Here is a 22494-nt window from a genome sequence, read left to right as displayed (position 1 = left end):
GAGCTGGCGGGCTGGTCACAGGAGTGTTCTCGGCCGAACGGCGTTGGCACGGGTGATCAGCCTGTGGCGTTCCGGGGTGTCGTCGCAGAGGCGGGCGAGGGTCCGGTAGGTCCGCTCCAGCCCGCTCCGCAGCCCGCGCTCGGTGAGGGGGTAGCCGAGCAGGACGGAGGCCGAGGTGTGCCCGGCGAGGACCCAGCCGAGGGCGGCGCCGAGGACGTCGGCGGCGAGCCTGCCGTGCCGTTCGGCGTCGAGCCTGAGCCGGTCGAGGCGGCGTCCGGCGTCCAGGAGGTCCTGCTCGGCCAGCTGCGCGGGGGAGCGGCCGAGGATGAGGGCCCGTACGGCGGACATGCCGGCGGCCTGGCGCTGGCTGGAGACCGGGGGGACCGAGTCGAGCGTGCCGACGGCACCGGCGCGGTCGCCCGCCGCCAGGCGCACCCGCGACAGGCCGAAGGCGGCGCTGACGTGGGAGCGGCCGGTCCGCCACACGGCCTCGTAGTAGCGCTCGGCCGCGGGCAGGTCGCCGAGCAGCTCGCAGCAGAAGGCGAGGCCGAGCTTGGGGGCGAGTTCGCCGGGGAGCAGCGAGTACAGGGCGTCGAACCGGGTGCGCGCCTCGGCTGCCTCGCCCGCGGCCAGCGCGGCCATGGCCTGGCACCAGTCGGCGCGCCAGTCGCCCTGGGGCAGTCCGGCGAGGACCTGGCGGGCCTCGTCGCGGCCGCCCAGCTCGATGTGCGCGATGGCCCTGCGCAGCAGCAGGTCGGCCGGCGCGCCGGGGCCCGCCGCGCCGGCGAGCGCGGTGAGGACGGCCACCGGGTCGTCGTCGCCGGCGGCGGGCGCGGGCACGCCGTCGCCGGTCGGGGTGAGGACCGGGACGGGCAGGGCCGCCGCGGCCCGCCCGGGGTCCAGTTCCGCCGAGACGGTCCGGCGCTCGGGCCCGAACAGCGTGGACGGTGCGGGCCGCGGCTCGCCGTCCTCGGCCGAGAGCACCTCGCGCAGGACGCCGGTGAGCTGCTCGGCCATCTCGACGGCGTCGGTGAACCTGGCGAAGGGGTCGCGGGAGGTCGCGCGGCGCAGGAACCTGTCGTAGGACTCGTGCTCGCGCAGCACGTCGATCTGGTCGCGCGGCGGGAGGTCGGCGAGGTAGCTGGTGGTGAAGTGCCGGAAGGGGAAGCTGAGGACGGCGAGGGTGCGGCCGACGGTGAACAGGTCGGAGGCCACCGACGGGCCGAGCCCGGCGATCTCGGGCGCCTGGTAGCCGACGGTGCCGTAGATCGCGGAGGTGAAGTCGTCCATGCGGCGGACCCCGCCGAGGTCGATGAGCTTCAGCTGCTCCTCGGCCTGGATGGCGTTGTCGGGCTTGAGGTCGCAGTACAGGAGGCCGAGGGCGTGCAGGTACCCCATGGCCCGCAGGACCTCCAGGGCGTAGGCGATGGCCTGTCCGAGGGGCAGCGCGGTGTCCTGGCCGTGCTTGTCGCGGTGCTCCAGCAGGACGTCCTTGAGCGACCGCCCGCCGACGTACTCCATGACGATGTAGCCGACCATGGCGAACGTGCGGGGTTCTGGATGCTGGACGAAGTTGTAGATCCGGACGATGTTGGGGTGCTCGACCTCGGCGAGGAACGCCTTCTCGGCCGCGGCGACGGCGCCCGCGGCGGGGTCGTCGGTGTCCAGCAGCCCCTTGAGCACGACCCAGCGGTCGTTCACGTTGCGGTCGCGCGCGAGGTAGACCCAGCCGAGCCCGCCGTGGGCGAGGCAGCCGAGCACCTCGTACTGGCCGCCGACGAGTTCGCCCGCCCGCAGCTTCGGCACGAACGAATAGGCCGCGCCGCACCTGGGGCAGAAGCCTTCGGCCCGCCCCGGGCCGCCTGCCTTGCCGCGCCCGACGGGTTCGCCGCAGCGGCAGAACCGCCGCCGCTCGGCGACGACCGGGTTCTCCAGCACGGCCTCGGCTGGGTCCCGGTAAGGCACCGGAGGAACCTCGACGAGCCCCGCGCCCAGCAGACCCCGGCGGGATCTGCCGCTCGTGTTACCGGGCGGAGCGGGGGTCGTCCAAGCCGCGGGCGGCTTGATCGATCCCGTCCTGGGGAAACCGTCGTCCGCGACGGTCGGCTTGTGGTCCATCAATTCCCCATTATCGGACAAGCTTCGCCTTTCGGTACTGTTTGCCCCCACCCCGCCTCCGCCGCTGCACTGTGCGTGACCACTGCTTTTCTCTTTGGATGCGAGATTCCCGCAACAGGTTCAATCAGGTGGGCATCATGCGAAAAACCGCGGGGTCGCGGACGGGTGAAAGTGCGGTTCCGGCTCCGGCCGGAAACTCGTGGAAAGTGACTTCCCGGGGGATTCACCTCGTCAGAGTCCGAACGCGGCGGGGGAGACCGCCTCGGCGATGGCCCGCGCGCCGTCGTCGTTCGGGTGCAGCCCGTCGCCGAAGTGCAGGTCGTCGCGCAGCAGCGCGGGCCGGGCCGGATCGCGCAGCGCCCGGTCCATGTCGAGGTGGCCGGCGAAGACGCCGGAGGAGGCCGCCGCCCGCATCCACGCGTTGAACTCCGTGCGGGTCTTCTCGCCCCGCGCGGTGTGCCAGCCGGGGTGGACCACCCCGCCGAACGGCGGCAGCGTCGCGCCGACCGGCACCACCCCCGCCTCGCGCGCCCGCGCGGCCAGCGCGGTGTAGCCGGCGATCAGCTCGGCCGCGGCCACCTCCCGCTGCCCCGCCGACCCGGCCAGCCCCAGGTCGTTGACGCCCAGCGCGATGATCACGTGGGTCGCGCCGGGCACCGCGAGAGCGTCGTCGGCGAAGCGCAGCATCCCGGCCGGGCCGAACCCGTTGGCCAGCAGCCGGTTCCCGCCGATCCCGGTGTTGAGCACCCGCGCGCCGAGCCGCCGCCACAGGTGGTCGGGGTAGCGCTGGTGCGCGCCCGGCGTGGTGCCCGACCCGTCGGTGAGCGAGTCGCCGAACGCCACGATGACCGGCTCGCCCGGCGCGGGCACCCCGCACAGGTCGACGCCCCGGATCCAGTGCAGCTCGGAGAACTCCTCGGCGCCGGCGAGGCACGGGGCGTCCACGGCGGCGTCCTTGCGGACGTAGCCGGTCTGGAGCCCTTCGGGATGCTTCGTGGCGGCCCCGCCGTCCTCGCCGACCGCGACCGTGACGGCGAGCTCGGCCCCGTCGGGCACGGCGAGGTCGACGGGATCGCTGACGACCTCGATGCCCGGCGGGATCTCCACCTCGGCGAGCCCCCCGAACACCAGGGCCGCCCCGCCCATCGCGACCCGTCCGCCGCCCAGGTGCCGGGCCGCCCTGGCCGGACCCAGCCGCAGCGCGGAGCGTCCGAACCGGTTGCTGAACCACACCCGCAGCCGCGTACCGCCCCGGTGCAGCAGCACCACCTGGCGCACCGTGCGCCCTCCGAACCCCGGAGGCGGGAACTCGCTCCCCGGGCACGGACCGACCATCATCGCGCGGTGCCCCGCCGTCCACCCCAACGCCGCCCCCCGATTCCCCCGCCCGCCCCCGGACGGCCCGGCCGCGGTATCGTCACCCGCGGCATCGACCCCATGTACGCAGGGTAGGGGCTGGGCATGCGTCTGTTCGATGATCCGCTGCTCCAGCAGTTCGCGGCGCGCGCGCTCACGATGATCCCGCGCGGGGCCGCGGAGTTCGGCGAGTGCCAGTCGGCCGCCGCGGCGGTCGCCGAGGGGGACGCGGCGAGCTGGTACCGCTCCTGGACGGCGCTGGGCGACACCGTCGCGGAGTGGGCGGCGGTGAGCGACGACAGGAGCCACTACATCAGCGCCGCGGACGCGTGGCTCAGGGCGTCCACCTACTACCGGACGGCGTGCTACCCGCTGTACGGCACCCCGGTGGACCCACGGCTCGCGCAGGGGTTCCGCCGCGAGGAGGAGGCCTTCCGCAGGTTCGCCGAGCTGCGCAAGCTGCGGGAGGTCGAGATCCCCTACGAGTCGGTCAAGCTGCGCGGGTACCTCTGCCCGGCCCAGGAAGTCGGCGATGAGCCGGAGCGGCGTCCTGTGGTGGTGTCGGTCGGCGGCGTCGGCACGAACGCGCACGAGCGGTGGGCCGCCCACGGCCTGCCCGCGGTCCGCCGCGGCTACCACTGCCTGCTCCTGGACGGCCCCGGCCAGGGCCACGCGCTCATCGAACTCGGGCTGCCGATGCGGCCGGACTGGGAGTACGTGATGGCCCCGGTGATGGCGTTCCTCCGACGCCGCCCGGAAGTCGACCCGGACCGGATCGCGCTGTTCGGCATCGGGTTCGGCGGGTTCCTCGCGGCCCGCACCGCGGCGGCCTTCCCCGAGGTCGCCGCCCTCGTCACCGACCCGGGACCGTGGGACCTCGGCGCCGATCCGCCGAGCGAGGAGGCGCTCGCCGATCCCGTCATGGCGTGGCTGTACCGGGGCGCCGGGATGTGGGCGCACGGCTTCGCGGACCTCGGCGACTACGTGGCCGACCTGGCGCGCTACCGGCTGTCGGACGTCGCGGGCTCGATCGCCTGCCCGACGTTCGTGGCGGCGGCCGAGGCCGACCTGTTCTCGCACCGGGCCGCGCAGTTCTTCCAGGCGCTGGACTGCCCGAAGACCTTCACCGTGTTCACCCGCGGCGAGGGCACCGCGGGGCCGCTGGAGTTGTGGAACCGCTCGCGCTTCGACCAGCGGGTCTTCGACTGGCTGGACGAGGCGGTGCACCACTACCCGGGCATGCTCGGCAGGCCGGGCCCGCTCGGTTGAGGCGCGCCGGCCCCCGCGCGGGGCCCGGCGCGCGCTCCGTCAGCCGTTGGTGGGGAAGCCCAGGTTCACGCCGCCGTGCGACGGGTCGAGCCAGCGGGCCGTCACCGCCTTGGTGCGGGTGTAGAAGTGGACGCCCTCGGTGCCGTGCGCGTGGCTGTCGCCGAACAGGCTGGCCTTCCAGCCGCCGAAGCTGTAGTAGGCCATCGGCACGGGGATCGGCACGTTGACGCCGACCATCCCGACCTCCACCTCGTTCTGGAAGCGCCGGGCGGCGCCGCCGTCGTTGGTGAAGATCGCGGTGCCGTTGCCGTAGGGGTTGGCGTCGATGAGCGCCATGCCCTCGTCGAAGCTGCCCACCCGGACGACGGACAGGACGGGGCCGAAGATCTCGTCCTTGTAGCAGTCCATGTCGGCGGTGACGCCGTCGATGAGGGTCGGGCGCAGCCAGAAGCCGTCGCCCGACGGCAGCCCCTCGCGACCGTCCACGGCGAGCGTCGCGCCCTGCTCGACCGACGACGTCAGGTAGGAGGCGACCTTGTCGCGGTGCTGCCGGGTGACGAGCGGGCCCATCTCCGAGGCGGGGTCGTCGCCGGGGCCGGTGACGAGCCCGGCGACCCTCTCGGAGATCTTGGCGACCAGCTCGTCGCCCACGGGGTCGACCGCGACCAGCACCGAGATGGCCATGCAGCGCTCGCCCGCCGAGCCGAACCCGGCGTTCACCGCGGCGTCGGCGGCGAGGTCGAGGTCGGCGTCGGGCAGCACCAGCATGTGGTTCTTCGCGCCGCCGAGCGCCTGCACCCGCTTGCCGTGGCGGGCCGCGGTCTCGTAGATGTAGCGCGCGATCGGGGTCGAGCCCACGAAGGAGACCGCCTTGACGTCGGGGTGCTCCAGCAGCGCGTCCACCGCGGTCTTGTCGCCGTGCACGACGGTGAAGACGCCCTCGGGCAGCCCCGCCTCCGCCCACAGCTCCGCGATCTTCAACGCCGCCGAGGGGTCCTTCTCCGATGGCTTCAGCACGAAGGTGTTCCCACAGGCGATCGCGATCGGGAACATCCACATCGGCACCATCGCCGGGAAGTTGAACGGGGTGATCCCGGCGACGACGCCGAGCGGCTGGTGGATCGAGTAGGCGTCGACCCTGCTGGAGACGTTCTCGGAGAAGCCGCCCTTCAGCAGGTGCGGGATGCCGCAGGCGAACTCCACGACCTCCAGGCCGCGCGCGACCTCGCCCGCGGCGTCCGACAGCACCTTGCCGTGCTCGGCGGACACCAGTGCGGCGAGCTCCGCGGAGTCGCGCACGAGCAGCTCGCGGAAGCGGAACAGGATCTTCGCGCGCTGGGCGAGGGAGGTGTCGCGCCAGCCGGGGAACGCGGCCTTGGCGGACGCGACGGCCTCGGCCACGTCGGCCGCCGAGGCGAAGTCGACGGTGCCGGTGACGGCTCCGGTCGCGGGGTTGTAGATGTCTCCGGCGCGCTGGGCGGTGCCACTCCAGGCCTTGCCGTTGATCCAGTGCGTGACGTGCTTACCCATCAGGCGATCGCCTCCAGCGACTCGACGAGGATGCGCAGGCCGTCGGCGGCCTCGGCCTGCGTGAGGGTGAGCGGCGGAGCCATCCGCATGGCGTTACCGTACAGGCCGCCCTTGCCGACGAGCAGGCCCCGGGCCTTCGTCGCCTCCATCATCGCCGTCGCGCGCGCCGGGTCGGGGCGGCGGGTCTCGGGGTCCACGAGCTCCAGGGCGAACATCAGGCCCTTGCCGCGCACGTCGCCGACGAACGGGAAGCGCGGGGCTGCCTCGCGCAGGCCGGTGATGATCTCGGCGCCGCGGGCCGCGGCGTTGGCCTGGAGGTCGTGGTCGAGCACGTAGTCGAGGGTGGCGTTCGCGGCGGCCGTCGAGATGGGGTTGCCGCCGAACGTGGCGAGGCCGACCGCGTGCGGGCCGTCCATCAGGTCGCCGCGCGCGACCACGCCGCCGATGGCGAAGCCGTTGCCGAGGCCCTTGGCGAACGTCATCGCGTCCGGGACGACGCCGTGGCCCGCGATGCCCCAGAAGTTCTCGCCGGTGCGGCCCCACCCCGTCTGGACCTCGTCGGCGATGAAAAGGATGCCGTGCTCGTCCAGCACCTCCTTGTAGGCCGCGAAAAGGCCGTCGGGGGCCATGGTGAACCCGCCGACGCCCTGGATCGGCTCGGCGATCAGCGCGGCCACGTCGCCGCCGGTGGACGTCGCCAGGACATGCCGGAGGTCCTCGACGCACACCGCCGTGTAGTCGTGGTCGGACAGCCGCGCGAACTGCGGCAGGTGCCGGTCGGCGCCGTGCAGGAAGCTCACGTTGAACGGGCTGAGGCCGTTGTTCTTCCAGGCTCGGTTCGACGTCACGGCGGTCGCGCCGAACGACTTGCCGTGGTAGCTCTGGCGCATCGCCAGGACCTGGTTGCTGCGCCGCGCGACAGTCGCCAGCAGCAGCGCCAGCTCGTTGGCCTCGGTGCCGGAGTTGGTGAAGAACACCTTGGCGTCCGGGATGCCGGAAAGGCGGGCGATCTTCTCGGCCAGCTCGACCTGGCCGCGCAGCAGGTACACCGTGGACGTGTGCACGACGCCCGTCGCGATCTGCCGCTCGACGGCCTCGCGCACCTCGGCGACGTCGTAGCCGATCATGTTGGTGAGGATGCCCGCGAAGAAGTCGAGGTAGGACTTCCCGTCGGAGTCGACGACGTGGTTGCCCTTGCCGCCCGCGATCTCGATGGGCTGGTCGTAGTAGAGGCTCATCCAGTGGGGCATGACCGCGCGGTGCCGCGCCAGGAGTTCCGACATGGTGCCAGTCTCGGCTGGCGGGGGAGCCGGGGCCACCTGCAACATGTCGGCGAATCGACTGAAGGCTTTACAGCATGTTCACGCAGGTCACCTAGGATGATGAGGCGATGCTGCCCACGCTCGCCGACATCCTCGGCCTCGATCCCGTGCGGCGCGGCAGGCCCCGGGTGGTGGCCGGCGGCGACCGCCTCGACCGGCGTGTGCGCTGGGTCCACGTCGCCGAGATCGCCGACATCGCCCCGCTGCTGCGCGGCGGCGAACTCGTCCTCACGACCGGGATCGCGCTGCCCGACGAGGCGTCCCGGCTGCGGGACTACGTGGCCGCCCTCGCCGACGTCGGGGTGAGCGGCCTCATCGTGGAACTCGGCAGGCGCTACCAGGGCGAGCTGCCCCGGGCGCTGGTCGAGGAGGCCGAGCGGCTCGGTGTCCCGGTGATCGCGCTGGAGCGCGAGACCCTCTTCGTCGACGTCACCGAGGCCGTCCACGCGATGATCCTGGACGCCCAGCTGGAGGAGCTGCGCGCGTCCGACCAACTGCACGAGGCCTTCACCCAGCTCAGCGTCGAGGGCGCGGGCCCGGACGAGGTCATCAGGCAGGTCGCGGTCTTCGCCGGCCGTCCCGCGGTGCTGGAGAACCTGTCGCACCAGGTGCTCGCCGCCGACACCGCGGGCCGCGACCCGGGCGAGCTGCTCGCGCTGTGGGAGACGCGCTCGCGCGCGGTGCGCTCCGCCGAGCGGACGGCCTACGACGAGACGAGCGGCTGGCTCGTCACCATGGTCGGCGCGCGCGGGGAGGACTGGGGGCGGCTCATCGTGCAGGCGGGCGCGCCCCCGACCCCGCGCGAGATCGTCCTGGTGGAGCGGGCCGCGACCACGCTGGCGCTCGGCAGGCTGCTGGACAGGCACGAGGCCTCCCTGGAGCGGCAGGCGCACGGCACGATCATCAGCGCGATCCTCGCGCACGCCTACTCCGACCCGCAGGAGGCCGCCGCGCGCGCCCGCGCCCTGGGCGTCCAGCTCTCGGGGCGCAGGCTGCTCGGCGTCGTGGTCAGGCCGCGCGGACGGTGCGCCCCCGAGGCGCTCGCCGACCTCGCCGAGGCCACCGCGGCGGCCGCCCGGAGCGCGGGCCTCGCCGCGCTCGTCGGCGTGCTCGGCGAGGGCACCGGGCAGGCGCGCGTCGGCGTGCTCGCCTCGCTCCCGCACCGCGCCCAGGTCGACCGGACCCTCACCGCGATGGCGGGCGCGCTCCGTGAGAAGGCTCCCGACACCGTCGTGGCGTGCGGCTCGGTCGTCGAGTCGGTGCGCGACGTGCGGCGCTCGTTCCTGGAGGCCGAGCAGGTCGCCGACGTGGCCTCGCGCGGGGCCGGCGACCTGCCCTTCTACCGGCTGCCCGACCTGCGGCTGCGCGGCCTGCTGCACCTGCTGCGCGACGACGCCAGGCTGCAGACCTTCGTGGAGCGCGAACTCGGACCGCTGCTGGAGTACGACGCGCAGCGCAAAGCCGACCTCACGGGCATCCTCGGCGTCTATCTCGCCGCGGGGCGCAACAAGGCCGAGGCCGCGCAGCGCGCGCACCTTTCGCGGCCGGCCCTGTACGAGCGGCTCCGCCGGATCGAACGGGTCCTGGACACCGACCTCGACGACGTGGAGACCTGCGCGTCCCTGCACGTGGCGCTCCTCGCGCTCGCCTCGGTCCGCCGCCCCGCCGAGGACTGAGCCGCTCAGCGGTCGTCCGACCGGTCCCTGTGCTCGTCCCCGCGGGTGTCGTCGCGGTCGCGGTGGCGGTGGCGCAGGCCCATGGCGAGGGCGTAGCCGACGCCTCCGGTCTTGTAGCGGCGGCCCTTGCCCCAGCGCAGCACCTCGAAGCGGACCTTGACGGCGTGCGAGCGGCGGCCCGTCAGGCGGGCCATCATCTTCTCCGACAGGTCCACGATCGCCGGGGGCCGGTGCTGGCGGACCGCCCACTGCGCGGGCCCGAAATCCTCCACGTACCCGACGGCGCTGCGGCCCGCGTGGGTGATCTTGACCTTCGTGCCGAGCGGCCAGTACGGGCTCGCCAGCGTCCGGTACCGCATCGGCCTGCCCGAAGCGGTCGCCGCGTCCCAGAACGACGTGGCCACGCTCATCCCGGCCGGCATCCGAGGCCTGGGGTCAGGCTTCTCCGGCTTCTCGGGCTTACCAGGCTCATCCGGCTTACCAGGCTCATCTGGCTTGCCGGGTTCGTCCGGCTCGGCCTCGTCCGGATCAGGCTTCCCGGGCACATCGGGTCCCGTTTCCCCGCCGTCCGGCCCCCGCGGCTCGTCCGGGTCGGCGTCGGACGGGTCGAGGCCGGATGGGTCCGGATCGGATGAGTCCGGATCGGACGGGTCCGGATCGGACGGATTGGCCTCGGACGGGTCAAGGTCGGACGGATCGGCCTCGGATCGGTCGGGGTCGGACGGGTTCGGGTCGGGCAGGTCGGGATCGGGCCGGTCCGTGTCGGGCCGGTCCGGATCGGGCGCGCCGAACAGGTCGGCGGGGAACGGGTCGGGGTCGGGCTCCAGTTCCAGATACAGCACCGGGTAGGGCGCGTAGTCGATGGCAGGGTCGGGCGCGGCGGGGTCGGGCAAGTCGGGTCGGGCGGGCGAGGCGGGCTGATCGGTTCGGTCGGGTTGGTCGGGCTGGGCGGGTCGAGTGGGCGAGTCGGGCTGGGCGGGGGTGGTGGGGTCGGCGGTCAGGGCGGGCGGGCGTGCTTCCGGGCCGTGCGGCGGGCGCGGTGCCGCCGCGGCCGGCGAGGCCGCCGCGAGGACCGCGGCGAGGCCCCCGGAGAGCACCGCGGCGGAGCGCGCTAGCACGGAGCGACTGAGTGCGGTGTGCCTGAGTGCCGTGTGCCTGAGCGCGGTGCGGACGAGCGCGGTGCGGACGAGTGCGGGGCGGCGGGACCCGTGTGGTCCCCGAACATGTGCGAACAAGCGATCTCCCCCGAAATCAATGACGTCAACGGAACTGCGGGACAGCTATTCCTTGCCTCGGGGGGAGAGAAAGGGGAACAGATAACGAGGTGGCTGCAATAATGGTTTTCACACCCACTCCGGAGGGTCCAGGTCGTCGCCCGGAGGCGGCGTGTCCCAATGCGGCCGGAAATCGCCGACCATGCCCGGCGGCAGGACGAAGGTGAGCACCCCGTGCGGGCTGTCCATCGCGGCGAGCACGTCGTCGGGCGGCGTCCCGGCGGGTTTGGCGGCGGTCCGCCCGAGCCCGTCGAGCCAGCGGGCGGTCCCGGCCAGCGACACGGTGCCGTGCCACGATCCGCCGCTCGCCGCGCGGTGCACGAGGCCGCCCATCGCGGTGAGCGCGCCCAGGTACCCGGTGGCGTGGTCGAGCGCCTGGGCGGGCAGCGCGCCGGGGGCGTCGGCGCCCGCCGCGCGCATCGACTCGGCGGAGATGCCCGTCGCGAACTGCACGAGGCTGTCGAATCCGCGCCGCCCGGCCCAGGGCGTGCCCGGCTCGTAGGCCTGCACGTCGACCGTCACCAGCGACGGGTTGAGCGCGCGCAGGTCGCCGGGGCCGAAACCGAGGGCGGCGAGCGCGCCGGGCCGGTACCCCTGCACGAGGACGTCCGCGTCGGCGATGAGGGCGCGCAGGTCGGCGCGGCCTTCGGGGGTCTTCAGGTCGAGGCGGCACACCCGCTTGCCGAACGTCATGTCCAGGACCAGGCCGGGCACCTCGGGCACCGCGGGCGCGCCCACGTGCAGCACGTCGGCCCCGTAGGCGGCCAGCAGGCGGGTCGCGACGGGGCCGGCGATGACGCGGGTCAGATCCAGCACCCGCAGGCCCTCCATGGGCATCCCGGCGGTCGGTGGGCGCACCACTGGCCCGTCGCCGACGCGGCTCAGCGCGACGAGCGGGCCGTGCGGGAAGGCCGCCCACTCCTCGCGGTCCCGCAGCGCCGCCGCGGCGCCTCCGGCGGCCAGCACCGCCTCCTCCACCTCGACCGCGCCGAGCGCGGAGCAGGCCCGCGCCACGGCCTCGGGCTCCGGCGAGCAGCCCAGCGCGCGCAAGGCGGCGGCCTCATGTGTCGGGAAGTTGCAGTGCAGCCTGACCCAGCCGTCGCGGGCGCGGTAGTCGCCGGAGAGTTCGGCCCACAGCTGCAGCGGCCGTCCCGCGATCTTGAACACCCGCTCCGACAGGAACGCCAGTCCGGCGTGGCCGCGGTCGACGGTGGCGACGGCGGGCGGCCCGCCCCGCAGCTCCCACAGCAGCGCCGCGGCGGCCGTCGCGGCGCCGACGCTGGCCGACGCGACGGTGCCGACGTCGTACACCGAGGGGAGCAGGTCGGTGGCCCCGCCGAACGAGACGGGAACCGGGGGGAGTTCCGCGAGGCCGAGCAACCACGCGGTCTGCTCTTCGCTCATGTCCTTCACTTGGGCGGTCTTCCCGTCCCCCGGCCGCCGAATCACCGTCCGGCACGGTCCGGCCGTGAGCCATCCGGCGACAACTCCGCGCAAGCCATTTCGTGGAGCTCGTGAACCGCCGCTCCGGTAAGCGGTTTTCCGGTATCCCACGGCATTGCGGAACATTCCTACAACACTTGACCTGAATTGTTTCTCTGGACACACTCGACAATGACGGGGAAAGGGGAGCGGGCATGCCGGACGCGGAAGAGCTCACTTCGGAACATGCCGCGGAACTGTCCTTCCTGGTCCGCAGATATCCGAGGTGGACCATCTGGTTCGGTCCGCTGACCCGGAGCTGGTGGGCGCTGCCTCCCCGCGAACGCGACATCGGCGACTTCGTCGAGGCCGCGGACGTCGCACGCCTCGTCGCACGCATAGACCTCATCCAGTCCGAACCCCCGGCGCTCCGGGACGCGGCGAGCTTCCTCCGGCTCGGCGCTCCTCCGGTGCGGCGGGTGCCGTTGGCGACATGGCCGGGTGACCCTGCAAGGTGACCCGTTGTTCCCCCGGCCCGGCCTCGCCGACGGCCAAAGACGACCCCGGAGGGCGACGCGGACGCGCTCGTTTCCTCCGGCAAGCCCCTCGCGAGCGCGCCCGCCCGGTGGCCCGCCCGCCCTCCGGGGTCGTCACCTCCCCCTAGAGCCCGCATTGGACGGTCGACGTCCGCTGGTGTGCGCCATCCGCAAGTCGTTGACGTTCGATCACAGGGGCGGTGCGGGGTTAGGCTGCGCGTTCATGAGTCTTCTTCGGGCTTCCGCAGTCGGCGCCGCTCTGGCGCTCGCGCTCGCGGGGTGCAGCGGCGAGGCCCCCCGGCCGCGCGGCGCCGCCACCGCCGCGGCGTCCCTCGCTCCGGTCGAGGGCGCGCTCACGCTCGTCGCCCCCTCCGGGTACGCCGAGCGGGGCGGCGTCGACCAGGCCGCCGACTGGGTGACGCCGTTCGAGAAGGAGACGGGCTGCGCTGTCACGGTCCGCACGGTCGGCACCGCCAAGGAGGTGCGCGACAAGGTGGCGGAGGGCGGCTACGACGGGGGGCTGGTGCCAGTCGAGGTCGCGGGCGAGCTCATCCAAGGGGGAGACGCGGCTCCGCTCAACACCGGTCTGGTGCCCGCGCTGCGCTCGATCGCCCCGGAGCTGCGCGCGCTCGTCACGGTGAAGGCCGAGGACGACGATGACGACGAGAAGGGCGAGGACGCCGTCTACGGGGTGCCGAACGCCTGGGGCGCCGATCTCCTGCTCTACGATCCGCGGGCCGTGGCCCCGACGTCCTGGGGCGAGCTGTTCACGCCGGCGGAGGCGCACCGGGGCGGCGTGCTGTGGCGGGACTCCCCGGTGACGCTCGGCCTCGCCGCGCTGTTCCTCAAGGAGCGGCGGCCCAAGCTGGAGATCGAGGACCCGTTCGCGCTGACCGCGCCGCAGCTCGACGCCGTGGCCGAGGTGCTGGCCGCGCAGCGCCCCCACGTCCGCGAGGTCTGGCGTGACGGCTCCGAGCCCGTCGAGGCGCTGGCGACGGGCGGCGCCGCGCTGGAGATGGCCGACGCGCACACGCTCGACGTGCTGCTGAAGGGCGGCCTGCCGGTCGCCGAGGCCGCGCCGCGCGAGGGCCGCACCGGCTGGGCGAACGCCTGGATGATGAGCGCGACGGCCCGCCACCCGGGCTGCATGTACCGCTGGCTCGACTGGGCCTCCTCACCCGCGGTCCAGAGCGCCATGGCCGCCTGGAAGGGCGTCGCCCCCGCCAACCCCGAAGCCTGCGCCACCCTCCGCCCCGGCTTCTGCACCGCCTACCACGCCACCGACCGTCCCTACCTCGCCTCCCTGATCTTCCCCCTCCCCCCCACCGACTGCGAAGACTGCACCGACTGGACCACCTGGACCCAGACCTGGTCCAGAATCACCACCCGGTCCTGACCCCCACAAAGCAAGAAGAGACGGGCCCGACCGCCCCCAGTCAGGCCCGTCTCGGGGACACGTGGGCGAGAACCGCCGCGCCGTGTCCTTTTTTGTGGGAGCGGAGGCCCCTGGCCAACCCCCCGAAAGCCAGGGGCCCCGCTTATCCAGTGAGGTACTTGCCTCCTCCGGTCGGACTCATGTCCTTCCGGGGAACCGTGAACGGTCATCGCCGGGTCGCGAGGCGGGCACGCCGATGAGAGCGTGCGCGAACACCCCTGAGCCGTGCGGCATGCGGGCTTGAGCGCCGGCGCCGAAGACCAGGTCCTGTCGGCTGGTCGTGCGGCTCATTTGCTCTCCCCTCCTGCGGTGACCGTTCCTCGGTTCTCCTCCTTTGTACGTGCCAGAACTTGTGGACGGGGAATGGGCCCGGTCAGGACTGGGCAAACTCGCCGTGTCCCTGCCCGGGCGGGGGCTTCTCGCGTGGTCGGAGGCGGTCAGCCGCGGCTCTCGGTGATGGCGTCGGTCAGGAGGCCGAGGCCCTCGCGCAGGAGGTCCTCGGGGATGACGAGCGGCGGCAGGAACCGCAGGACGTTGCCGTAGGTGCCCGTAGTGAGGACGATGAGGCCCTTGGCGTGGCAGGCCTTGGCGATGGCGCCGGCGAGGGCGGCGTCGGGCTCGGTCGTGCCGGGCTCGACGAGTTCGATCGCGATCATGGCGCCGCGTCCCCGGACGTCCCCGATGCGGGGGTCCTCGGCGGCGAGGGCGCGCAGCGCGGGCAGCATGATCTCGCCGATGCGGCCGGCCCGCGCGGTGATCTCGTCGGTGTCGAGGGCGTCGAAGACGGCGAGGGCGGCTTCGCAGGCGAGCGGGTTGCCGCCGTAGGTGCCGCCGAGGCCGCCGCCGTGGACGGCGTCCATGATCTCGGCGCGGCCGGTGACGGCGGCGAGGGGGAGCCCGCCGGCGATGCCCTTGGCGGTCGTGATCAGGTCGGGGACGATGCCCTCGTGCTCGCAGGCGAAGAGGTTCCCGGTGCGGCCGAAGCCCGTCTGGATCTCGTCGGCGATGAAGAGGATGCCGTTGTCCTTGGCGAATTCGGCGATCGCGGGCAGGAAGCCGGGCGACGGCTCGATGAAGCCGCCCTCGCCGAGGATCGGCTCGACCAGCACGGCGGCGACGTTGTGCGCGCCGATCTGCGTGGAGATCTGGTCGATGACGTGGGCGGCGGTGGCGGGCCCGTCCTCGGCCGACCGGTACGGGTAGGCCATGGGGACCCGGTACACCTCGGGGGCGTACGGGCCGAAACCCTCCTTGTACGGCATGTTCTTCGCCGTGAGCGTCATGGTGAGCAGGGTGCGGCCGTGGTAGCCGTGGTCGAACACCACGATGGCGGGGCGCTTGGTGGCGTACCGGGCGATCTTCACCGCGTTCTCGACGGCTTCGGCGCCGGAGTTGACGAGGATCGTCCGCTTCTCGTGGTCGCCGGGGGTGAGCGCGTTCAACCGCTCGCACACCTCGACGTACGGCTCGTACGGGGTGACCATGAAGCAGGTGTGGGTGAACGCCGCGACCTGCTGCTGGACCCGGCGGACGACCTCGGGGTGGGCGTTGCCGACGTTGGTGACGGCGATGCCGGACCCGAAGTCGATCAGGCTGTTGCCGTCGACGTCGACGAGCACGCCGCCGCCCGCCGCGACGGTGTAGACCGGCAGGGTCGAGCCGACGCCCGGGGGCACCGCCTTGAGGCGGCGCTCCTGGAGGGCCCGCGACTTCGGACCGGGGATCTCGGTGACGATCTTGCGCTGCTGCGGCAGGCCCGGCCCGCCGGTCAAAGGCTCACTCATGGGACCGACGATAGGCGGGAAGACCTAGGCTGGGGACGGTCCACTCCGGACAACACGGCGCTCCGGACCGGCCACCCTGGAACATTCCCGCGCCCGCCCTGGACGATCATGGCTCCGACTCTCGCCGCGGTGGCGGCCCTGCCCTCGCTGCGGCTGATCCTGCGCACCGACGCCCCTCTCGACGTCCCGGTCCGCTGGGTCGCGGTGAGCGAGCTGACCGACCCGACCCCGTTCCTGGAGGGCGGCGAACTCGTCCTCACCACGGGGATGCGCCTGGACGACGCCGAGGCCTACGTGGCCCGTCTCGTCGGCCGGGACGTCGCGGGCCTGGGGTTCGGGGTGGGACTCGGCCACGACAGGGTGCCGGAGGCCCTTGTGGAGGCCGCGGTCCGGCACGGGCTGCCGCTGCTCGAAGTGCCCCGGCCGACCCCGTTCGTCGCCGTGGGCAAGGCGGTGTCCCGGATGCTTGCCGCCGAGCAGTACGAGGACGTCACGCGGGCGGAGAAGGCGCAGCGGGAACTCGCCCGGGCGGCCTTGCGCGGGCCGGACGCGGTGCTGTCCGTCCTCGCCCGGGTGCTGCGCGGCTGGGCGCTGCTCCTCGACCCCGCGGGGGAGCCGACCCACGCCGCGCCGGACTCGGCCCGCGCGCGGGCCCCGGAGATCGCCGTGGAGCTCCCGCGGCTGGCCGGCGCGGCGAGCCTCGCGCTGCCCGGTCCCGTCGTGGTGCAGCCCGTCGGCCTCGGCCGCAGGCCGCGCGCCTACCTCGCGGTCGGCACGCCGGACCGGCTCCGCCCGGTCGCGCACACCGTCGTCGGAGCGGCGGTCTCGCTGCTGAGCCTGCGCTCGGAGACCAGCGAGGACAAGGTGCGCGAGGCGCTCGGCGGCCTCCTGCTCGGCAAGCCGCCGCATTTCCCCGAGGAGCCCGTCCGCGTCCTGCTGTGCGGCCCCGACACCGCCGACGCCCTGGAAGGCGACCCGGCAGCCGACCGCTGCCTCGCCGTCCCGCACGGCGCCCTCACCGCGGTCATCGCCCCCGACGCCCTCACCGACCGCGTCGCCGCCCTGGCGCTGGCCGCGGGCCCGGTGGGGGTCGGCGATCCCGTCCCGCTCACCGACGCCGCCCGCTCCCTCACCCAGGCCGAGCGCGCCCGCCCCGCCGAGGGAGTCCGCCGCCACACCGACCTCCCCGGCGGCGTCCTGGGCCAGCTCGGCGACCCGGCCCGCGAAGCCGCCGTCCGGCTCCTCGCCCCCCTGGACCCCACCCTCAGAGCCTCCCTGCACGCCTACCTGGCCCATCACGGCCAGGGCGATCCCGCCGCCCGCGCCCTCGGCGTCCACCGCCACACCCTCCGCCACAGGATGCGCCGCGCCGCCGACCTCCTCTCCCGTGACCTCGACGACCCCACGGCCCGCGCCGAACTCTGGATCGCCCTCACCCTCACCGAAGGTTCCAGCCCGCCTTAGCCGCTCCTGCGCCCTATTCTTGATCCGCGACGCGCGGGCCTGCGCATCCCCGCGGGCCCGGCCCCCAGCGCGGAAGGGCGGGAGAGTGCGGGAAGGAACCGAACTCAGCGGCAGGTACAAGCTGACCGCCCTGCTGGGCCGCGGCGGCATGGGCGAGGTCTGGGCCGCCGACGACCTCGACCTGGGCCGCCCGGTGGCCATCAAGATCGTGCTCGCGGGACTCCAGGAGAACACGCACCTGAGCGCGCGGTTCACCCGTGAGGCGCGGACCGTCGCCCGCCTCGAACACCCCGGCATCACTGCCGTCTACGACATCGGCGCGCACGACGGCCGGCCCTTCTTCGTCATGCAGCTGCTCCAAGGCACCGACTTCAAGGCGCTGCTCGAACGGCATCCTTCCGGGCTCCCGGTGGACCGCGCCGTCTCCCTCATGGCCCGGGTGGCCGACGCGCTCGCCTACGCGCACGCCCACGGTGTGGTCCACCGCGACATCAAGCCCGCCAACCTGATGGAGCTGAGCGGCGGGGGCGTCAAGATCTGCGACTTCGGGATCTCCCGGCAGGACGACGCCACGATGACGCTCACCACCCCCGGAGCCGTCATGGGCACGCCCGCGTACATGGCCCCCGAGCAGTACCGGGCCGAGGAGCCGGACGCGCGGACCGACCTCTACGCGTTCGGGTGCACCCTGTACGCGCTGCTCACCGGCGGCCCGCCCTTCCCGGGGACGTCCCAGCACGTGCTGATGAACCGGCACCTGAACGAGTCTCCGCCTTCGATGAGGTCACGGCGCCCGGACATCCCCCGCGAACTCGACGCACTGGTCCTGCGGCTGCTGGCGAAGGACCCCGCGGGCCGTGCGGGTTCGGCGGCCGAGATCGCGTCCGCGCTCGACGCGATCACCCAGGACGCGATCACCCAGGACGCGATCACCCAGGACCAGCCTCGTACGAAGACCCCGCAGACGGCCGAGGCGGGACGGGACGAGGAGCCGAGCCCGCCGCGGGCGGCGTCCGCGCCGGAGAGCGGGCCGCCGAGCACCCGAGCCGGTACCGGGCCCGCGAAGGCCGACGCCCCGGCCGAGCCCGGCGGTCCCGCCGCCGCGCTGGCCCTTGCCGGCCTGGTCACGGGCGGCGTCCTGTCCTACGTGCTGCACCGGACCCCGGTCGCCGAGAGGCTGCCGCTCGTCGCGGACATCGGCGGCGACACGGCGCTGTGGCGGGTGGCGCTGGCCTTCGTGGAGGCGGCCTTCGCGGCCTTCTTCGTCTTCGCCGTAACCATGTCCGTGAGGTGGCGGAGGGTCGGCGGCTTCGTCGTGGCCGTCGCGGCGTATCCCGCGCTGGAGGTGCTGTGGCGCGGGCTCCCGTGGTACCTGGAGCTCCTGTTCGATCCGCTCTACGTCTTCTTCGCCTTCGCCCTCGTCTCGGGCGTGATGCTGAGTCGGGAGAAGAAGACCGCGGGGGGCTGACGTCCGCTCCCGAGGAGTCCAGGGGCCCGACGGGAAAGGGAGCGTCAGGGTTCGCCATCTGTTCGTTTTCCGGGAGGCGGGGGCCTGGGGGGCGGGAGAGCATCGGGCGCATGAGGACTCGGGGTGTCGTGGGTGTCGGGGTGCTGCTGGCGGCGGGGGCCGTGGCGGCCGGGGGGAGCGCGGCGCAGGCGGTGCCGGGGGCGATCGCGTGGAAGCCGTGCAAGTCCGCTCTGCCCGCGTTCGCCGAGCTGTTCGAGCCGCTCAAGGGGGTGACCGTCGAGTGCGCGAAGCTCGCGGTGCCGTTGGACCGGCGGAGGCCGAACGGGAAGAGGTTCGAGCTCGCGCTGTCGAGGATTCCGGCGGCCGGGGGGCGTCCTCGGGGGACGCTGCTGGTGAATCCGGGAGGTCCGGGAGGGACCGGGACGGACTTCGCGGTGGCCGTGGCCGGGAGGGCGTCCGAGAAGGTCCGGGAGGCCTACGACATCGTCGGGTTCGACCCGCGCGGCACCGGCGGAAGCGCGCAGATGAGCTGTCTGCCCCGGCATTTCGACCCCGTCCGGCGCGACTACAACCCCCGCACCCCTGAGGACTTCGCTTACTGGAAGAAGCGGGCCCGCGCCTACGCCGAGGCGTGCGACGCCAAGTACGGCGGCCTGCTCGACCACCTGAAGACGACGGACACCGTCGGCGACATGGAGGCGATCCGCAAGGCGCTCGGGGAGAGCCGGCTGAACTTCTTCGGCGTCTCCTACGGCACCTACCTGGGCGCCGTCTACGCGACCCTGCACCCCCGCCGCGTCGGCCGCATGGTCCTGGACTCCAATGTCTCCCCCGTGGGCGTCTGGTACGAGGCCAACCTCCGGCAGAACCGGACGTTCGACCGCAACATCGGCCTGTTCTTCGCCTGGGTGGCCCGCCACCACGACGTCTTCGGGGTGGGCAGGACCCGTGCCGAGGTCGGCGCCTTCTACCGGCGGACGCGCGCGGCGCTCGCCCGCAGGCCGATCAGCGCGAGCATCGGCCCGAAGCTCGCCGCCGCCGACGCGCCCGCAGGCCCCACCCGGATCGGCCCTGACGAGCTCGACGACACCTTCCTCGCCGCCGGGTACCGCGCGGGAGACGGGGTGTGGCCGCTGCTCGGCCAGGCGCTCCAGGCCCGCAAGGCGGGGGAGGACAAGGGACTCGCCGTCGCCTACCAGCATCTCGGCGCGCAGAAGGAGTCGGGCGGCTACGCCGTCTACACCGGCACCCAGTGCACCGACGCGCCTTGGCCGTCCCGCTGGTCGCGCTGGCGTCGCGACCATGCCGCGATGGCCCGCCGCTACCCGTTCATGACGTGGAGCAACGCCTGGTACAACCTGCCCTGCAAGTACTGGAAGGCGGCGCCGGGACGTCCGGTGGAGATCCGCCGCCGCGCGGGTCTGCCGCCCGTCCTGCTCTTCCAGGCGACCCTGGACGCCGCGACGCCGTTCGGGGGCGGGCCGGAGATGCGCCGCCGCCTGGGCGGCCGCCTCGTGGTGGAGGAAGGCGGCCTCACCCACGGGATCGTCCAGCGCGGCAACAGGGCGGTGGACAAGATCTTCGAGCGCTACCTGCTCACCGGCGCCGTCCCGGAGGCCAGGACGACCCGGGTGCCGGCGCTCCCTGAACCCGTCCCGGTGACGCGTGCGGCCTCCGCCGAGAGGCTGGCGGCCGAGGCCCGCCTGGGAGGCTTCCCGGGCCGCTGACGGCGCTCAGAACAGGACGCTCATGAACTGGTCGACCTCCACGAAGCCGACCCTGCGGTAGGCGGCGCGCGCCCTGACGTTGAAGTCGTTGACGTACAGCGTGACGACGGGCGCGATGTCGCGCAGGGAGAGCGCGACGACGGACGACATGCCGAACTCCGACAGGCCCTGCCCGCGCGATTCGGGATGCACCCAGACACCCTGGACCTGGCAGGCGTACGGGGTGATCGCCCCGATCTCGGCCTTGAACAGGACCCGGCCGCCCTCGATCCGGGCGAACGACCGGCCCGCCCTGATGAGTTCGGCGACCCTGGCGCGGTAGAGCATGCCGCCGTCCCCGGTGTCGGGGGAGACGCCGACTTCCTCGGTGAACATGGCCACGCAGGCGGGGTAGAGCGTCTCGAAGTCGGCCATCGTCGCGCGCCGGACATAAGGGTCGGCGGGGAATTCGCTCGGCGCCGAGGTGGACATGACCGGCTGGATCGGGCGGATCGTGCGCGGCGGCCCCCAGAACGGCTCCAGGAGCTCCCACATCTCCCGGATGGCCGGGACGGGCCCGACGATCGAGCTGCACCGGCGGCCCTGGCCGCGGGCGCGTTCGGCGAACGCCCGGATCGCGTGCGATCCGGCGTTCACCGGGATGAGGTTCGCGCCCGCGTAGCACAGGGACTCCAGGCGGCCCTCGTGCCAGTACCCCCACACCTGCGCGCCCAGCCGGGCGGGGTCGAGCCCGGCCTGGTGGACCCGGGAGGCGACGAACACGTTGCCGACCGGGTCGGCGTCGAGGATCGCCAAGGCCTCAGCCCGGTGCCGGTCGTCGAGGACCCGCACCGGGAGGGAACCCAGCATCCGCATCGAGGAACCACCTGACGTACTCGGCGCTTTACCCCACCAGCCTAATCCTCAGGCCGCGGCGGGGAGGCCCCGGGCGGCCGTCAGGCCTTGGTCGTGACCGAGACGCCGGGGCCGGAGTCGTCGTCGAGATCGACGTCGATGCCCGCCTCTTCGGCGATCCGCATGGCCTCTTCGACGAGGGTCTCCACGATCTGGTCCTCGGGGACGGTCTTGATGACCTCGCCCTTGACGAAGATCTGGCCCTTGCCGTTGCCGGAGGCGACGCCGAGGTCGGCTTCGCGGGCCTCGCCCGGGCCGTTGACGACGCAGCCCATGACGGCGACGCGCAGCGGCATCGGGAAGCCTTCGAGGGCCGCGGTGACGCGGTCGGCCAGGGAGTAGACGTCTACCTGGGCGCGGCCGCAGGCCGGGCAGGAGACGATCTCCAGGCCGCGCTCGCGCAGGCCGAGGGACTCCAGGATCTGGTTGCCGACCTTGATCTCCTCGACCGGCGGGGCCGACAGGGAGACGCGGATGGTGTCGCCGATGCCCTGCGAGAGCAGCGCGCCGAAGGCGACGGCCGACTTGATGGTGCCCTGGAAGGCGGGGCCGGCCTCGGTGACGCCCAGGTGCAGCGGGTAGTCGCACTTGGCGGCGAGCTGCCGGTAGGCCTCGATCATGACGACCGGGTCGTTGTGCTTCACGGAGATCTTGATGTCCTGGAAGCCGTGCTCCTCGAACAGCGAGCACTCCCACAGCGCGGACTCGACGAGCGCCTCGGGCGTGGCCTTGCCGTACTTCTCCAGGAGCCGCTTGTCGAGCGATCCGGCGTTGACGCCGATGCGGATCGGCACCCCGGCGGCGGTGGCCGCCTTGGCGATCTCGCCGACCTTGTCGTCGAACTTCTTGATGTTGCCGGGGTTGACCCGGACGGCCGCGCAGCCGGCGTCGATGGCCGCGAAGACGTACTTGGGCTGGAAGTGGATGTCGGCGATGACCGGGATCGGGGACTTCTTGGCGATCAGCGGCAGCGCATCGGCGTCGTCCTGCGACGGGCAGGCGACCCGGACGATCTGGCAGCCGGAGGCCGTGAGCTCCGCGATCTGCTGGAGGGTCGCGTTCACGTCCGAGGTGAGGGTGGTGGTCATCGACTGGACGGAGACGGGGGCGTCGCCGCCCACCGGCACGCTCCCGACCATGATCTGACGCGACTTGCGGCGGGTGGCGACCTGAGGGGCCTGGGGGCGGATCTTCGGCAGACCGAGTTCGACGCTCATGT

The 22494-nt window shown here is 73.3% G+C and carries 16 protein-coding genes; 7 read left to right on the top strand and 9 right to left on the bottom strand.

The genetic code is table 11. The annotated features are described in order from the left end of the window. Positions 1-15: 15 nt before the first annotated feature. On the bottom strand, positions 16-2118 hold the full coding sequence (locus ACYVOM_RS01105; RefSeq protein ID WP_460301277.1) for a serine/threonine-protein kinase: 2103 nt from the start codon (positions 2116-2118) through the stop codon (positions 16-18). 231 nt (positions 2119-2349) lie between these two features. After that, a complete protein-coding gene (locus ACYVOM_RS01100; protein ID WP_460301276.1) occupies positions 2350-3396 on the bottom strand; it encodes a GDSL-type esterase/lipase family protein in 1047 nt (348 codons plus the stop codon). A 183-nt stretch (positions 3397-3579) separates the two neighbouring features. Between ACYVOM_RS01100 and ACYVOM_RS01095 the strand changes: the two genes are divergently transcribed. Next, positions 3580-4743, top strand: a complete 1164-nt coding sequence (locus ACYVOM_RS01095) for an alpha/beta hydrolase family protein (RefSeq protein WP_460301275.1) — start codon at positions 3580-3582, stop codon at positions 4741-4743. A gap of 39 nt (positions 4744-4782) precedes the next feature. Here ACYVOM_RS01095 and ACYVOM_RS01090 read toward each other — a convergent pair whose 3' ends face one another. Continuing rightward, positions 4783-6273 carry a CoA-acylating methylmalonate-semialdehyde dehydrogenase gene (locus tag ACYVOM_RS01090; RefSeq protein ID WP_460301274.1) on the bottom strand — a complete coding sequence of 497 codons (1491 nt, stop codon included), beginning with the start codon at positions 6271-6273 and terminating at the stop codon, positions 4783-4785. Next, complete coding sequence (locus tag ACYVOM_RS01085; RefSeq protein WP_460301273.1) at positions 6273-7556, bottom strand: aspartate aminotransferase family protein; 1284 nt, start codon at positions 7554-7556, stop codon at positions 6273-6275. The genes ACYVOM_RS01090 and ACYVOM_RS01085 overlap by 1 nt, the downstream gene beginning before the upstream one ends. A gap of 107 nt (positions 7557-7663) precedes the next feature. Between ACYVOM_RS01085 and ACYVOM_RS01080 the strand changes: the two genes are divergently transcribed. After that, complete coding sequence (locus ACYVOM_RS01080) at positions 7664-9271, top strand: PucR family transcriptional regulator (protein WP_460301272.1); 1608 nt, start codon at positions 7664-7666, stop codon at positions 9269-9271. Positions 9272-9276: 5 nt separating this feature from the next. Here the strand turns inward: ACYVOM_RS01080 and ACYVOM_RS01075 are convergent, their stop codons facing one another. Then, positions 9277-10389 (bottom strand): RlpA-like double-psi beta-barrel domain-containing protein, encoded by a 1113-nt coding sequence (locus tag ACYVOM_RS01075; RefSeq protein WP_460301271.1) that lies wholly within the window; start codon positions 10387-10389, stop codon positions 9277-9279. A 225-nt stretch (positions 10390-10614) separates the two neighbouring features. Then, entirely contained in the window at positions 10615-11949 is a 1335-nt protein-coding gene (locus ACYVOM_RS01070; RefSeq protein ID WP_460301270.1) for a CoA transferase, read from the bottom strand. A gap of 233 nt (positions 11950-12182) precedes the next feature. Here ACYVOM_RS01070 and ACYVOM_RS01065 point away from each other — a divergent pair, with 233 nt between their 5' ends. Both ACYVOM_RS01065 and ACYVOM_RS01060 read left to right on the top strand, forming a co-directional pair. Continuing rightward, complete coding sequence (locus tag ACYVOM_RS01065) at positions 12183-12485, top strand: hypothetical protein (protein ID WP_460301269.1); 303 nt, start codon at positions 12183-12185, stop codon at positions 12483-12485. 241 nt (positions 12486-12726) lie between these two features. Next, complete coding sequence (locus tag ACYVOM_RS01060; RefSeq protein WP_460301268.1) at positions 12727-13899, top strand: extracellular solute-binding protein; 1173 nt, start codon at positions 12727-12729, stop codon at positions 13897-13899. Positions 13900-14375: 476 nt separating this feature from the next. Here ACYVOM_RS01060 and gabT read toward each other — a convergent pair whose 3' ends face one another. Continuing rightward, positions 14376-15722: a 4-aminobutyrate--2-oxoglutarate transaminase gene (gene gabT, locus ACYVOM_RS01055; RefSeq protein ID WP_460301267.1), complete on the bottom strand. Its 1347-nt coding sequence runs from the start codon at positions 15720-15722 to the stop codon at positions 14376-14378. A 108-nt stretch (positions 15723-15830) separates the two neighbouring features. Here gabT and ACYVOM_RS01050 point away from each other — a divergent pair, with 108 nt between their 5' ends. The 3 genes from ACYVOM_RS01050 (at position 15831) to ACYVOM_RS01040 (ending at position 20381) form a co-directional block, all read left to right on the top strand. Beyond that, positions 15831-17186, top strand: a complete 1356-nt coding sequence (locus tag ACYVOM_RS01050; protein WP_460301266.1) for a PucR family transcriptional regulator — start codon at positions 15831-15833, stop codon at positions 17184-17186. Positions 17187-17271: 85 nt separating this feature from the next. After that, positions 17272-18654: a serine/threonine-protein kinase gene (locus ACYVOM_RS01045; protein WP_460301265.1), complete on the top strand. Its 1383-nt coding sequence runs from the start codon at positions 17272-17274 to the stop codon at positions 18652-18654. 110 nt (positions 18655-18764) lie between these two features. Then, entirely contained in the window at positions 18765-20381 is a 1617-nt protein-coding gene (locus ACYVOM_RS01040; RefSeq protein WP_460301264.1) for an alpha/beta hydrolase, read from the top strand. 6 nt (positions 20382-20387) lie between these two features. Here ACYVOM_RS01040 and ACYVOM_RS01035 read toward each other — a convergent pair whose 3' ends face one another. Together ACYVOM_RS01035 and ispG are read right to left on the bottom strand one after the other, a co-directional pair. Then, positions 20388-21230 (bottom strand): GNAT family N-acetyltransferase, encoded by an 843-nt coding sequence (locus ACYVOM_RS01035; RefSeq protein WP_460302327.1) that lies wholly within the window; start codon positions 21228-21230, stop codon positions 20388-20390. 86 nt (positions 21231-21316) lie between these two features. Further along, positions 21317-22492: a flavodoxin-dependent (E)-4-hydroxy-3-methylbut-2-enyl-diphosphate synthase gene (ispG, locus tag ACYVOM_RS01030; RefSeq protein ID WP_460301263.1), complete on the bottom strand. Its 1176-nt coding sequence runs from the start codon at positions 22490-22492 to the stop codon at positions 21317-21319. Positions 22493-22494 lie beyond the last annotated feature (2 nt).

The sequence above is a fragment of the Actinocorallia aurea genome, from assembly GCF_054783995.1.
This window is presented reverse-complemented; position numbering and strand designations above follow the sequence as displayed.